The sequence below is a fragment of the Dankookia sp. GCM10030260 genome (genome assembly GCF_042666655.1).
Lineage (GTDB): Bacteria > Pseudomonadota > Alphaproteobacteria > Acetobacterales > Acetobacteraceae > Paracraurococcus.
In genome coordinates, this window is sequence record NZ_JBHTDE010000001.1 from 599,033 (window position 1) to 612,934 (window position 13,902).

At 72.3% G+C, this 13,902-nt stretch carries 11 protein-coding genes; 7 read left to right on the forward strand and 4 right to left on the reverse strand.

Features of this window, described 5'->3' with window-relative positions:
* Nucleotides 1-307: 307 nt before the first annotated feature.
* Together ACFQS7_RS02965 and ACFQS7_RS02970 are read right to left on the reverse strand one after the other, a co-directional pair.
* Complete coding sequence (locus ACFQS7_RS02965) at nt 308-1,918, reverse strand: serine hydrolase domain-containing protein (protein WP_380065519.1); 1,611 nt, start codon at nt 1,916-1,918, stop codon at nt 308-310.
* Entirely contained in the window at nt 1,915-2,889 is a 975-nt protein-coding gene (locus ACFQS7_RS02970; RefSeq protein ID WP_380065520.1) for a S1C family serine protease, read from the reverse strand. Before ACFQS7_RS02970 ends, ACFQS7_RS02965 begins: the two co-directional genes overlap by 4 nt.
* A gap of 80 nt (nt 2,890-2,969) precedes the next feature.
* Between ACFQS7_RS02970 and ACFQS7_RS02975 the strand changes: the two genes are divergently transcribed.
* The 5 genes from ACFQS7_RS02975 to ACFQS7_RS02995 all read left to right on the forward strand — a co-directional run bounded on the left by ACFQS7_RS02975 (nt 2,970) and on the right by ACFQS7_RS02995 (nt 8,063).
* Nucleotides 2,970-3,623, forward strand: a complete 654-nt coding sequence (locus tag ACFQS7_RS02975; RefSeq protein WP_380065521.1) for a NeuD/PglB/VioB family sugar acetyltransferase — start codon at nt 2,970-2,972, stop codon at nt 3,621-3,623.
* A gap of 140 nt (nt 3,624-3,763) precedes the next feature.
* Complete coding sequence (locus ACFQS7_RS02980) at nt 3,764-4,981, forward strand: ABC transporter ATP-binding protein (RefSeq protein WP_380065522.1); 1,218 nt, start codon at nt 3,764-3,766, stop codon at nt 4,979-4,981.
* Nucleotides 4,982-4,993: 12 nt separating this feature from the next.
* A complete protein-coding gene (locus ACFQS7_RS02985; protein WP_380065523.1) occupies nt 4,994-6,250 on the forward strand; it encodes a PotD/PotF family extracellular solute-binding protein in 1,257 nt (418 codons plus the stop codon).
* Nucleotides 6,231-7,187 (forward strand): ABC transporter permease, encoded by a 957-nt coding sequence (locus ACFQS7_RS02990; protein ID WP_380065524.1) that lies wholly within the window; start codon nt 6,231-6,233, stop codon nt 7,185-7,187. Before ACFQS7_RS02985 ends, ACFQS7_RS02990 begins: the two co-directional genes overlap by 20 nt.
* Nucleotides 7,188-7,190: 3 nt before the next feature.
* Nucleotides 7,191-8,063, forward strand: coding sequence for an ABC transporter permease (locus tag ACFQS7_RS02995; protein WP_380065525.1), 873 nt, complete (start codon nt 7,191-7,193; stop codon nt 8,061-8,063).
* A gap of 133 nt (nt 8,064-8,196) precedes the next feature.
* On the opposite strand, the gene ACFQS7_RS03000 is transcribed toward ACFQS7_RS02995, so the two are convergent.
* Together ACFQS7_RS03000 and ACFQS7_RS03005 are read right to left on the reverse strand one after the other, a co-directional pair.
* Nucleotides 8,197-10,842 (reverse strand): ATP-binding protein, encoded by a 2,646-nt coding sequence (locus tag ACFQS7_RS03000; protein WP_380065526.1) that lies wholly within the window; start codon nt 10,840-10,842, stop codon nt 8,197-8,199.
* Between the two features lie 121 nt (nt 10,843-10,963).
* Nucleotides 10,964-11,869 carry a fumarylacetoacetate hydrolase family protein gene (locus ACFQS7_RS03005; RefSeq protein ID WP_380065527.1) on the reverse strand — a complete coding sequence of 302 codons (906 nt, stop codon included), beginning with the start codon at nt 11,867-11,869 and terminating at the stop codon, nt 10,964-10,966.
* Between the two features lie 204 nt (nt 11,870-12,073).
* Between ACFQS7_RS03005 and ACFQS7_RS03010 the strand changes: the two genes are divergently transcribed.
* Together ACFQS7_RS03010 and ACFQS7_RS03015 are read left to right on the forward strand one after the other, a co-directional pair.
* Complete coding sequence (locus tag ACFQS7_RS03010) at nt 12,074-13,141, forward strand: glycosyl hydrolase family 8 (RefSeq protein ID WP_380065528.1); 1,068 nt, start codon at nt 12,074-12,076, stop codon at nt 13,139-13,141.
* 57 nt (nt 13,142-13,198) lie between these two features.
* A complete protein-coding gene (locus ACFQS7_RS03015; protein WP_380065529.1) occupies nt 13,199-13,897 on the forward strand; it encodes a hypothetical protein in 699 nt (232 codons plus the stop codon).
* Nucleotides 13,898-13,902 lie beyond the last annotated feature (5 nt).

Below are 13,902 nucleotides of genomic sequence, written 5' to 3' on the forward strand. Positions count from 1 at the left end.
GCCCCCCGGCCCGGCGCTGCGCGGGTCCGATCGGCCGTGGCAACCGCCCTGGTCAACGCAATACCGTAACGCATGGTCGAGCGCAGTCGGCAACGTCACGCGGCCTTGCGCCGAGTGCCCCGAGAGACTCTCCCCGGCAGCCTGCAGACATGGAATAATCGGTGGGCGACGGGGGAACGCCTCTCCCCCAATCCAGCCTGCCCGCCAGGCGGCGTCGCCCGCGTCCGAACGCCGTCGCTCGGCGTCAGGCCTGCCCCTGGCGCCTGCCCGTCCCGGTCCAGGCGGATATCGTCCTGTCCGGCGCGCGCTAGCCCTGTCGGTCGAAGCGCAGGCCGCGCACCCGCGACCCGCTGACCAGGATGGCGGCGATCCGCCCGGCCGCGTCGCGGGCGAGCCGCGCATCCACCCAGCCCTGGAACAGCGTCGCCGGGGTGAGGATGCGGAGGCAGTCGCCTTCGATCGGCTGCACCGGCCAGGGGCCGGCGGCGGTCAGCGGGCCGCGCACCTGTACCGCCAGGCCGTCGCCGTCCGGCGCCAGGGTCCAGACCGTGTCCAGTTCGGCGCAGCGATAGGTGCCGGCCAGGCCCTCCGGCAGCACCGGCGCCGTGGCCACGCGGCGAAGCCGGGTGACGGTGCCGGCATCGGTTTCCAGGGCCAGGCCGTCGCCTTCGGGCAGCGACAGCGCGAAGGGATAGATGCCGCGGCGGGCGACCAGCCGGCCATCCTCGGCGGCCACCAGGGCAAAGGGCAGGCCATGCTGGGTCGCGCTCGGCTGACCCGCGGCGTCGAGGGCGATGTCGAGCGTCGCGCCGGACCCGGGGTCCAGCCAGCGGCCGGCCAACCCGTCCAGCGCCGGGCGCGGCGGCACGGCGGGGAGGGGACGCAGGCCCGGCCTTCCCTCCAGCGCCGCGTCCAGCAGCTGGTGCGCCAGGTGGTGCACGTCGATCCCGCCATGGTTGGCGATGGCGATCACCGCCAGCCCGGGCTCCGGCGCGCGCAGGAAGCAGGTGCGGTAGCCGGGCCAGAGCCCGCCATGGTTCTCGGTGCGCAGGCCGCGGTGTTCGGTCACCTCCAGCCCGCGGGCATAGAGGTTGAGCCTGCCGTTGGTGAAATGCGCCCGCGCGGCCAGGGCGGCCGGCAGCCAGGCGCCGCCGACCAGGCCGGTGGCGAAATTCCGCTCCCACAGCGCCAGGTCCTCGACGCAGGACACCAGCCCGCCCTCGCCGCCAAGCGGGAAGCCGTGCTGCGCGCGGACGAAGCCGTCGTCCTGCGGGAGGTAGCCGGTGGCGAGGCCGGGCACGACCTCCGCCAGGCCCGGCGTGTGGCGGGTGCGGGTCATGCCCAGCGGGGCGAAGATGCGGCGTGCGAGGAAATCGCCCAGCGGCTCGCCCGCGGCCGCCTCGACGATGCGGCCCAGCAGCATGAAGCCGGTGTTGGAATAGAGGAAACGCGCGCCGGGCGGGAAATTCAGCCCGCGCTGCCGGCCGATGGCGGCCATCAGCTGCGCGGGCGTCACCGGGTGGGAGAGGTCGGTGCCGCCAAGCCGCATCAATTCCAGCATGTCGCGCAGGCCGGAGCAGTTGCGCATCAGCTGGTCGATGCCGATCCGGGCGCCGAGGTCGGGCAGCTCCGGCAGCCATCGCCGGATGTCGTCCTCGACCGAGAGCCTGCCTTCCTCGGCCAGCAGCAGGATGGCGGCGCAGGTGAACTGCTTGCTGACCGAGGCGATGCGGAACCCGGTGTCCGCGCCGATCGGCACGCCGAGCTCGAGGCTCGCCGCGCCGGCGCTCTCGTGCAGCACCAGCGCGCCGTCCCGCACCAGGCCGAGGGTCGCGCCCGGGCTGCCCGGCCGGTCCCAGGGCGCCAGCAGCCGCCGCGCCTGCCGGCGCAGCGCCAGCGCCGCCAGGTCGCCGCTCAATGCAGCCTCGGCGCCTTGAGGACGCTGCGCCGGTCGATCGAGGCCAGCGTGGTCTCCCGCGGCATCTGGTCGCGGCTGAGCGAGAGCCGCACCCGCGTCCCCGCATTGCCGCAGGCCCAGAGCGCGCGCCAGAGCCCGGCCAGGTCGGTGACCTTGGCGCCGCCGACCGCCAGGATGCGGTCGCCCTCCTGTACCCCGCCCTTGGCCGCGGGCCCTTGGCGCGCCATGGAACTGACCAGCACGCCCTCCTCGTCCTCGGTGGCATAGAGGCCGAGCCAGGGCCGCGCCGGCTTGTTCGGCCGGCCATAGGACAGCAGGTCGGGCAGGATCGGCGGCAGCAGGCTCGCCGGCACCACCATGTTGAGGTCGACCCGGCGGCCCTTGCCGTCCTGCTGCTGCATGACCAGCGAGCCGATGCCCATCAGCTTGCCGTCGCCGCCGATCAGCCCGGCGCCGCCCCAGGAGGGATGCGCCGGTGCGGTGAAGATCCCGTCCTCCAGCAGGTATTCCCAATAGCCGGCGAATTCCTGCCGCGCCGCGATGGTGCAGCGCAGCGCGTGCTTGCGGCCGCCGGCGCTGGCGAAGACGCAGGTATCGCCCGGCCGCGGCAGGTCGCCGGCCTCGATCGGCAGGGCCGGCAGGGCGAGCTTGCCCAGCGCCTGGATCAGGCCGAGCCCGGTCTCGAAGTCGTAGGCCAGGGCATGGCCGGGTACGACGCGGCCGTCATGCGTGGTGAGCCAGATCTCCTCGGCTTCCGTCACCAGGTAGCCGATGGTGGCGATCAGCCCGTCCGGGCGGATCACCACCCCGCTGCCGACCCGCTCGGTGCCGAGGGTCTGCGCGGTGAAGGCATCCGCCGGCACCATGGCCTTCACCGCCACGACCGAGCGCAGCACCTGGTCCAGGTCGAACTCATGCTCGGTGGGGTCCGGCTGGAGGTCCGACGGGATTTCCCATTCGCTGCTTGGCATGCCGAAATGTCCGCTCCGCCCCCAGGGGTTGGTCTTCCGGGGCAATATCGGCCTAACCGCCGACTTCGCCAACGCAGGAGATGGCGGATGAAGCGACGCGGAAGGCGGTGATGGTGGAAAAACTGCTGATCCTGGGCGCCGGCGGGCATGGCCGGGCGCTGATCGAGCTGGTCCGCGACCGCGGCGGGCTGGAGATCGCCGGACTTGTGGATGCCGCGCCGCAGGCCGCAGCGATGCTGGGCGTGCCGGTGCTGGGCGACGAATCGGTGCTGCCGGGACTGCGCCGTGCGGGGGTGGGGCTGGCCTGCATCGCGATCGGCAACGCGGAGGCGCGGCGGGCGGCGGCGCTGCGGCTGGCGGCACTCGGCTTCGGCTTTCCCGCCCTGATCCACCCCTCGGCGATCCTGGCGGGCAGCGCCGCGGTGGGGGAGGGCAGCGTGGTGCTGCCGCGCGCCGTGCTGGGCGCCGGCGTTCGCGTCGGGCGGTTCTGCATCGTCAATACCGGGGCGATCCTGGAGCACGACGTGGAACTGGGGGAGGCGGCGCATTGCGGCCCGGGCAGCGTGCTGCCGGGCGGCGTCCGGGTCGGCGCCGGGGCGCTGCTCGGCGCCGGGGCCGCCTGCCGGCCCTATGTGACGATCGGTGCCGGCGCCGTGGTCGGGGTCGGTGCTGCGGTGGTCGAGGATGTGCCGGATGGCGCCGTGGTGGGGGGCGTGCCGGCGCGGTCGCTTTAGGCGCCGGAAGGGCAAGGCCAGGGAGGACGTATCTTCGCTGGAGCCTCCTCCATGTCCGCGGGTTGGCACCGGCCGCGCGGTGGGTGCCGACCCACGGAAAGGAAGGGTGGGGTCGGACGCATGCGTCCCACGGAAAGGGAATGCATTCCCCTCCGCAGCCTTGCCGATCGCCATGCAGGCTGCCACCGCTTCCGGCAGCCTGCCGCAAGCCTGGGCAGCGGACGGCGCGGCCCCGGCAATTCGAAAGGCTTCCACTGGGGCCGGGGTGGCACGCATGCTGCAAGGACCTCGCCCCCGACTTTCCCTGGGGCCAGCCGGAGACCGCGGACCTGCACGGCACCACCACCCTGCGCCCGACCGCCGCCAAGGCGCGCGGCGCGATCGAATTCGCCGCCGTCACCAAGCGCTTCCCCGGCGGCGCGGTGGCGGTCGATGCGCTCGACCTGCGCATCCGGCCCGGCAGCTATGTCTGCCTGCTCGGCCCTTCGGGCTGCGGCAAGACCACCACGCTGCGGCTGCTGGCGGGGCACGAGACCCCGACCAGCGGCGACATTCTGCTGGACGACGTCCCCATCATCGGCCTGCCGCCGGCCCGTCGCGGCACCGCGATGATGTTCCAGTCCTATGCGCTGTTCCCGCATTTGTCGGTGCTGGACAACGTCGCGTTCAGCCTGCGCATGCGCGGCGTCGGCCGCGCCGAACGCCACGCCAAGGCGGCCGACGCGCTGCGGCTGGTCGAGCTCGACAGCTACGCCACGCGGCTGCCGGCGCAGCTTTCGGGCGGCCAGCAGCAGCGCGTGGCCCTGGCCCGCGCGTTGGTCACCAACCCGGCGACGCTGCTGCTGGACGAACCGCTCTCGGCGCTCGACCCCTTCCTGCGCGGCCGGGTGCGGGCCGAGCTCAAGCGCTTCCAGCGCGAGCTGCAGATCAGTTTCGTCCACGTCACCCACAGCCAGGACGAGGCGCTGGCGCTGGCCGACCTGGTGGTGCTGATGCGGGCCGGCAGGATCGAGCAGCAGGGCTCGCCGGAGGAGCTGTTCGACCGGCCGCGCACCGCCTTCGTCGCCCGCTTCATGGGCGGCCACAACGTCTTCGCCCTGGCCAATGGCGGGCAGATCGCGGTGCGGGCCGACCGCACCCGGATCGGCGATGCCGGCCTGCCGGCGACGGTCGCCGGCGTCGAGTACACCGGCACCGGCTTCGCCGTGGCACTCGCCGGCACGGCGGGGGACGAATACTCGGTCGCGCTGACGGAGGCCGCGCTGCACGCGCATCCCGTCGAGTCCGGCCAGAGCGTGTCACTGGCCTGGGACGAGGCCGATATCCGCCCGCTTGCCGATGCGGCCGGGCCGAGCTGAGGAGGGGGACCAATGCGGAACAAGGGATTCGGGCGCCGCGACGCGCTGAAGGTCGCGGCGGGCGCCGCGGTGGCGGGCCTGGCGGCGCCGGCGGTGCATGCGCAGGGGCCGGTGGTGCTGCGCTATGTCGGCACCGCGGTGAACCAGTCGAGGGAGATCAAGGACAAGGTCCGCGAGGACCTCGGCATCGTCATCGAATACGTGCCCGTCACGTCCGACGACGTGGTGCGGCGGGCGGTGACCCAGCCGAACAGCTTCGACATCCTCGATTCCGAATACTGGATGCTGAAGAAGATCATCCCCTCGGGCAACCTGCTCGGCATGGATGCCAAGCGGATCAAGCTGGTGGATGAGATCACCCCGGTCTTCACCAAGGGCGAGATCGGCGGCAAGAAGATCGGCGACCAGGGCACCGCGCCGCGCAAGGTCAGCTTCCTGCCGGCGCGGGAGGCGAAGACCTTCGCCACCGAGCAGACCCAGTGGATGACGCTGATCCCGACCACCTACAATGCCGACACGCTCGGCATCCGGCCGGACAAGATCGGCCGCCCCGTCACCTCCTGGGCCGAGCTGCTGAACCCCGAATTCAAGGGGAAGGCCGCGTTGCTGAACATCCCGTCGATCGGCATCATGGATGCGGCGATGGTCGTGGAAGCCACCGGCCAGCACAAGTATGCCGACAAGGGCAACATGACCCGGGCCGAGATCGACCTGACCATGAAGGTGCTGACCGAGGCCAAGCGGGCCGGCCAGTTCCGGGCCTTCTGGAAGGACTTCAACGAGAGCGTCAACCTGATGGCCTCGGGCGAGGTGGTCATCCAGTCGATGTGGTCGCCGGCGGTGACCGCGGTGCGCAGCAAGGGCGTGCCCTGCGTCTACCAGCCGCTGAAGGAAGGCTACCGCGCCTGGGCCGCCGGCTTCGGCATTCCGAAGACGCTGACGGGAAAGAAGCTCGACGCCACCTACGACTTCATCAACTGGTTCCTGTCCGGCTGGGCCGGCGCCTTCCTCAACCGGCAGGGCTACTATTCGGCGGTGCTGTCGACGGCGAAGGCCAATATGCAGCCCTACGAATGGGCCTTCTGGATGGAAGGCAAGCCGGCCGAGCAGGACATCAAGGCGCCGGACGGCACGGTGATGGAGAAGGCCGGCGCGGTGCGCGACGGCGGCAGCTACGAGGCCCGCATGGGCGGCGTCGCCTGCTGGAACGCCGTGATGGACGAGAACGACTACATGGTCAGGAAATGGAATGAGTTCATCGCTGCCTGAGGCAGCGGCGATCGAGGGGCCGGCGGCGGCGCCGGTCCCCATTCTCGCCGCGGCCGCGCCGTCCGCACGCCGGTCCTGGGCACCGCTGCTGCAGGCGGCGCCGCTGTGGCTGGTCCTGCTGTTCTTCTTCGTCTTCCCGCTGCTGGCGACCGGCGTGGTCAGCCTGTGGAACTACACCGAGTACTCGCTGGTCCCCGACGTCACCCAGCGCAACTACGTCGAGATGTTCGAGGGCTGCGCCGACCTATCGAACGGGCTCTGCACGACCTTCCGCACCTATCTCTCGACGCTCCGGCTCTGCGGCATGGTCTGGGCGATCACCCTGGCTCTCGGCTTCACCGTCGCCTATTTCCTCTGCTTCCACGTGCGGTCGGACAGCGTGCGGATGGGGCTGTTCCTGCTGTGTACCGCGCCCTTCCTGACGTCGAACGTCATCCGCATGATCTCCTGGATCCCGCTGCTCGGGCGCGAGGGCGCGGTGAACCAGTTCCTGGTCGCCGCCCGGCTGGTGGACGCGCCGCAGGACTGGCTGCTGTTCTCGCAGTTCTCCGTCGTGCTGGCCTTCGTGCACCTGTACACGCTGTTCGTCGTCGTGCCGGTCTTCAACAGCATGATGCGGATCGACCACCGGCTGCTGGAAGCGGCGCGCGATGCCGGCGCCAGCGGCTGGCAGACGCTGTGGCACGTGGTGGTGCCGCTGACCAAGCCCGGCATCGTCATCGGCTCGATCTTCGTCATCGTCCTGGTGATGGGCGACTTCGTCACCATCGGCGTCATGGGCGGGCAGCAGATCGCCTCGGTCGGCAAGATCATCCAGGTGCAGATGTCCTACCTGCAATTCCCCGCCGCCGCGGCGCAGGCCGTGGTGCTGCTGGCGCTGGTGCTGATCATCATCGCCATCATGACCAAGCTGGTCGATATCAGGCGGGAGCTGTAGCGCATGGAGGACCGCCGCCCCGGCAGCTTCTGGGTGCTCGCCATCGTCTTCACCGTCTTCGTCGTCTTCCTCTATGGGCCGACGCTGACCATCCTGGTGCTGTCCTTCCAGGGGCCGGAGGGCGGGCTGACCTTCCCGCTCCAGGGCTTTTCCACCCACTGGTACGAGACGCTGTGGCGCGGCTCCGGCGTCATCGACATCTGGGCCTCCTTCCGCCGCTCGGCGAGGCTCGGCCTGGTGGTGATGGTGCTGACCACGCTGATCTCGCTCTCGGCCGGCTATGCCTTCCGCCGCCGCTTCTTCGGGCAGTCGCTGCTGTTCCACCTGACGGTGGCCAGCCTGATCGTGCCCTCGATCGTCGTCTCGCTCGGCATCGCGCTCGAATTCCGGCTGGTCGACGACACGGTGAAGGCGCTGGCCGAGGCGTACCAGGTCGAGTGGCTGGCGGACTACGCCACCGCCATGGGGCTCTTCACCTCCGGCCTCGGCGCGCACCTGACCTGGACGCTGCCCTTCGGCCTGCTGATCATGTTCGCCGTCTTCAACCGCTTCCCGGCGCAACTGGAAGAAGCGGCACGCGACCTCGGCGCCTCCCCCTGGCAGGTCTTCCGCCATGTGGTGCTGCCGCTGATCGGGCCGAGCCTGGTCGGCGTCGCGCTGTTCGGCTTCACCCTGTCCTGGGACGAGATCGCCCGGTCGTCCCAGGCGATCGGCGACACCAATACCCTGCCGCTGGAATTGCAGGGGCTGACCAGCACGGTGACGACGCCCGAGATCTACGCGCTGGGCACGCTGACCACCGGCGTCTCGGTGCTGGTGATCGGCCTGTCCTTCGCCGCCATCGCGCTCTGGCGCCGGGTCAGGGCGCCGCGGTAGCCCTGGTCTGCGCCAGCCCGGCCTCGATCGTCGTCGGCGCAGTCCGTTACTTCGCTGCCATGCACCGCGCGGGCGATGCGCAACAGCGGGCGGGCCGCGGCCTCGTCGCCGACGACCGGCTCGCGGAGCGGCGTCATGGCTGGCGGCGCGCCGGGTGGGGCAGGCGGATGCGGAAGGTGGCGCCGTGGCCGAGGCGGCTCTCCAGGGTCAGCGTGCCGCCCTGCCGCTCGATGAAGCTGCGGCTGATGAAGAGCCCGAGGCCGAGGCCGCCATGCGCACGGGTGCGCGAATGGTCGCCCTGCACGAAGGCCTGGAACAAGTGCCGCTGCTGCTCCGGCGTGATCCCCGGGCCGCTGTCGGTGACGGTGATCTCGGCCACGGCGCCCGCCCCTGTGCCGATGCCGCGCAGCCGGCAGCGCACCTCGCCCAGCGGCGGGGTGAATTTCGCCGCATTGCCCAGCAGGTTCACCAGTGCCTGCCGCACCATCCGCGCATCGCCCCGCCAGGGCATCGCCGCCTCGGCGCCGAGGCAGGCGAAGTGGATGCCGGCGGCGTCGAGCAGCGGCCGGCATTGCTCCACCGCCTCCCGCAGCGTCGCCGCCAGATCGTAGGGCGCCTCCTCCGGCCGGGCGCCCGGGCTGGACTCGATCATCGACAGGTCGAGCATGTTCTCGATGATGGCCAGCTGGTGCTGCCCGGCGCTGACGATCTCGCGGCCATAGGCGCGCAGCGTCTCGATGTCGCGCTCGTCGATGTGGCGGCCCTCGACCAGCTCGCCGAAGCCGAGGATGGCATTCAGCGGCGTGCGCAATTCGTGGTTGGTGTTGCGCAGGATGGCGACCCGGGTCAGCCGGGCCAGGTCGGCCTCCTTCGCCGCCGTGGCCAGGGCGGCCGTGAGCCGGACCACCCGGGTCTCGTCCTCGACCAGGATGGCGGCGAAGCTGCGGTCCAGGCCGGGTCCCTGCAGCCGCAGCGCCGGCTCCTGCCGCAGCCAGAGCGTCACCGGGCCGTCCTGCGGCGACCAGGCCTCGATCGTCGCCTGGCCGCGCTGCATGGCGGCGCCGAAGCCGTGCGCGATGCCGAGGGCCTGGGCGACCTCGCCCCAGGGGCGCCCGACCAGGCGGTGCGGCGTGGCCCCCAGCAGCCGGGCCAGACCGGCCGACACGGCGAGGGTCGGCGCCGCGGCATCCTCGCCGCCGATCAGGGTGACGCCGGCCTGCGGCAGGAGCAGCCCAGCCAGGCCCTCCGGCGCCTCGCCCGCCGCATCGGCCAGCGCCAGCACCGCCTGCCAGGCGGCCTCGGCCGTGGCGGGGCCGGCGGCCTGGTCGGCGGCGAGCCGCGCGACGGCGGCGGCAAGGATGGCGTGGTCCGCCGCGTCCCAGGGCCGCCCGGTGCCCAGCATGGTCTGCCGGGTCAGGGTGAAGGACCGGCGCGGCTGCAGCCGCCCGTCCGGGCCGCGCCGCAGCGGCTCCGCCGGGTCGCCGCCCCAGTGCACGTCGTGGACGTATTCCCGGCGGAACAGCGCCAGCAGCCCAGCCCCGGGCAGGCCGGCCGCGAGCATGCCGGTAGCGGCCCCCGGCGCCACGCCGTCGAGCGGCGCCAGGCTGGTCTCGGCCCGCAGCGTCCCGGTCGGCGCCGCCGCCATCACCGCGGCCATGGCGCGGAGCCAGCCGTTGGGCGGCGTCAGGCCTAGCCCCAGGATGCGCGTCGCATCCACCCAGGCGATGCCGTCGGCGCCGGCATGCGCGGCGAGCCCGGCCGGGCCGAGCAGCAGCCGGGTGAGCAGCCCGGGTGCCGTGGCCGCGTCCAGCATGGCGGTGGCTTCGGCCACCCGGCGGTCCGTGGCCGCCGCAGCCTCGGTGCCGGCGCGCAGCACCGCGGCCGCGAAGCCCGTGGCCAGCGCCTGCACCGCGGCGCGCTGCGCCGCCGGCGGCAGCCAGGCCGCGTCGTGGTGGCAGGCGATCATGCCCCAGAGCTGGCCCTCGACCATGAGGGAGGCGGTCAGGGTGGCGCGGACGCCCATGTTGTTCAGGTAGCCCAGATGCACCCGGGCGGCCGAGCGCAGCAGCGCCATGCCGAGGTCGGGCGCCGCCCCGGGGGGATGCAGCGGCGCCGGGCTGGCCTGCGCGTCGATCACCACCCGCACCAGGTTGCTGCGATAGAGCGCGCGCGCCTGGGCCGGCACGTCGGAGGGCGGGTAGCGCAGGCCGAGCAGCGGCGCCTGGTGCGGCTGGCGCCGCTCGGCGATCACCTCGCCGGACCAGTCGGGCAGGAAGCGGTAGATGACCACCCGCTGGCAGCCCGCCACCGCGGCGACGCCATGGGCGAGCGCCTGGGCGGCGCGGAACAGGTTGCCGCCGGCCAGGTCCAGTTCGGCCAGGGCTGCGGCGACGGGGCCGGTGGGGTCGCCCGGCGTCCCGCCCAGGGGCGCCGCCAGCTCGAGCAGGATGCCCTCCGCCGTGCGGTGGGCCAGTACCTCGAAGCCCGGCAGCGGCGGCGGATCGAGCGGCAGGGCACGCCCGGCGGCGACCCCCGGCAGGGCGGCCAGCAGGGCGGCGGGCAGGATCCCGGCGGCGGCGCGGCCGGGCAGGGCGGCGGCATCCTGCCCCAGGCAGCCGGCCAGGTCGCCGGCGGCGCGCAGGATGCGGGTGGCGCCGGCATCCAGCAGCAGCAGCCCGCCATGCGGCTGTACCTCGCCCAGGCGGTGGATCGGCTCGCGCTCGCATTCGGCGGGATCGACCGCCGGTGGCTCGACGGCCGAACTGTCCTGCTGCTGCACCGCCCGACCCCACTCGCCGATCGACCGAATTGCGCGATCGGTCGTCTGGGCGAAAGGCGCACCGATCGCCCGGAAGATTAATTTCCTGCCATGTCGGCCGGCGATGCGGCGGCCGACGGCGTCAGGCCGCCCGCACCACGTTGCGCAGCCGGCCGATGCCGTCGATCTCGCATTCGATGACGTCGCCCGGCTGCAGCGTCTTCGGCGGCACCATCGCATAGCCGACGCCTTCCGGCGTGCCGGTGATGATGACGTCGCCGGGCCGCAGGGTGAAGCCGATCGAGAGCTGGTGGATGATCTCGCGCACGTCGAAGATCATCTTGGAGGTGGTGCTCTCCTGCCGCTTCTCGCCGTTGACGAAGCAGCGGATGCCGGTGTTCAGCGCGTCCAGCTCGCCGGCCGGGACGATCCAGGGCCCAAGCGGGCAGGAACGGTCGAGCGACTTGCCCTTGAACCACTGGCCATACCGGCGCTGCAGATCGCGGCCGGTGACATCGTTGCCGATCGTCCAGCCGAAGACGTGGTCGAGCGCTGCCTCCCGCGGGATGTCGGTGCCTTCGGTGCCGATGATCGCGGCCAGCTCCACTTCATAATCCAGCCACTCGGTGACGCCCTTATGGGCCGGGATCCAGTCTTCCGGAGCGATGACCGTGTCGGGTGCCTTGGTGAAGAACTGCGGGAATTTCGGCAGCTCGGAATTGGTGATGCCGCGGGTGCGGTCGCCTTCCGCCACGTGGTCCATGTAATTGCGGCCGACGCAGAAGACGTTGCGACGCGGCCGGGGGATCGGCGCCAACAGGGTCCAGCCGCCGGCGGCCAGGATCGCGGCGGCAGGCGGGTTGGCGGCAAGCGCCTCGACCGCGGCGAGGGCGGCGGCGCCGCCGTCGATCAGCGCCAGCATGTCCTGGGTGCGGCCGGCCAGCGCGCCGCCCGGCGCCACCGCGGAGAGGTCGAGCATGCTGCCATCCGGCAGCACGGCGCCGACGCGCGTGCCCTTGGCATCGGCGAATGTGGCGAGCTTGGTCATGAGGTTTCCTCCCCCCGGGGCGAATCGCAGCTTGGCAGGGGACCGCGCGAGCAGGCCGCTGGCAAGCCCTGCGCGTCTCGCAGTCGGCGCGGCTGGCAGTTCGCGCGGTTGTCGCGATCGGGCAGATATCTACTACCAGTTGCTATCATGGGCGTGATCCGGCACCATGGCAGTCGCTCGGTCCTTCACGCACGGTGCTTCTCGGTGTCGACCGGCCTTTTCCCTCGCCCAGGCGTCGCCCGTCGGCAGGCCCTTGGCCTGCTGGCCACGACACCGGCCGCGGCCGCGGCCCAGCCGGATGCCGCGCGTGCCGCCTGGGCCGCCTTCCAGGCCCGCTACGTCGCGCCGGAGGGTCGGGTGGTGGACACCGGCAACGGCGGCGTCTCGCATTCCGAGGGCCAGGGCTGGAGCATGCTGCTGGCGGTCCGGGCGGATGACCGGCGCGGCTTCGACCGGCTGTATGACTGGACCCGCCGCACCCTGCAGCGGCCGCGCGATGCGCTGCATGCCTGGCGCTACAGGCCGGATGCGGCGACGCCGGTAGACGACCCGAACAATGCGACGGATGGCGACATCTGCATCGCCTGGGCGCTGCTCGAGGCCGGGCAGCGCTGGGGCAGCGCCGAGCACGCCGCGGCGGGGGCGGCGATCGGGCGGGACGTGCTGCGCCTGCTGGTGCGGCCGGCCGGGACCTATGGCGTGCTGCTGCCCGGGGTGCAGGGGTTCGAGCGGCCGGACCACCTGGTGGTCAACCTGTCCTACTACGTGTTCCCGGCGCTGCGGCGGCTGGCCCAAGCGGTGCCGGACGCGGCCTGGGCCCGGCTGGCGGCGGATGGGCTGACCCTGCTGCGGCGGGCATCCTTCGGCCGTTGGCAGTTGCCGCCGGACTGGCTTCAGGTGGCGCGGCGGGACGGTGCGCTGGCCCCGGCGACGGGCTGGCCCGCGCGGTTCTCCTTCGATGCGGTGCGGGTGCCGCTCTGGTTGTGCTGGGCGGGGTTGCGGCAGGAGCCTGCCTTGGTGCGGGCCAACCGGTTCTGGGCGGCCTCGGCGCCGCCGCCGCCGGCCTGGGTAGACCTGCAGACCGACTCGCCGGCGCCTTATCCGGCGTCACCGGGCGTGGCGGCCCTGGTTCGGCTTGCGGCATCCGATGGAAAAACGGGTCCATTGCACCCGCATCCTCGCGAAATTGTTGATTCGGTTGATTACTACTCGACAGTGCTGATTCTGCTGTCCGCTTGGGCCCTCGAAGAGGCGAAAGGTTCCATTGGCTGAGGAAAAATTGAACGAAAATCGAGGATATATGTTTATTTTTGCGACGCATCCTTGCAAATGACCGCCGAGAAAGGACGCTGTAGTGGTATGTCCCAGGATGAAGATATTGTTAGGGTTGCAGCCGCCCTCCGCGCCCCGGGCCTGAAATACCGAAATTTCGGCAACGAACCGGTCCGTTCGGAATCCCCGGCCGGCGCAAAGGGGGCGGTAACGATTGCGGCGTTGAATACAACCCCCGGGCGCGACACCGCCAGCCCGCCGCAAGTCGAGGACCAGCATCCGACCATGAAGCTGATCGCCGAGGCCCTGTCGCCTGCCGCCATGCCCGTCGCGGGATCCTTCCAGGGGATGGCGCCGCCCGCCTGGCCACTGCTCGACGCGCTTGCGCCGCCGGTTGCGGCTGAGGCGCGCGAAGCGGCGCGCGGCACGTTGGTGCAACTGTTCGGCGGCCTCGTCGCGCCGGTAGGGCCAGCCTTGCCACCGCCGGCGCTGCCGTCCAGCGCCTTCGCGCCGGCCGTCCCGGCGGGGCCGCCTGCGGCGCCGGCGCTGCCGCCGGGCGGGCTCTTCCCCACGGCCTGGGCGTCCCAGCCGCAAGGCATGGCAGCGGACCCGGCGGGGCCGGCGCCCGGCCTGGTGCCGGCGGACCGGGTCACCACGCCGCTGGCTGACGTGCTGCAGAATCTCGGCCGCGGCGGGGGGGCGACCAACCCGGCCTTCGCCGGGCTGCGCCTGCCCGGCGCCGGCGGTTCCCGTTAAGCCGC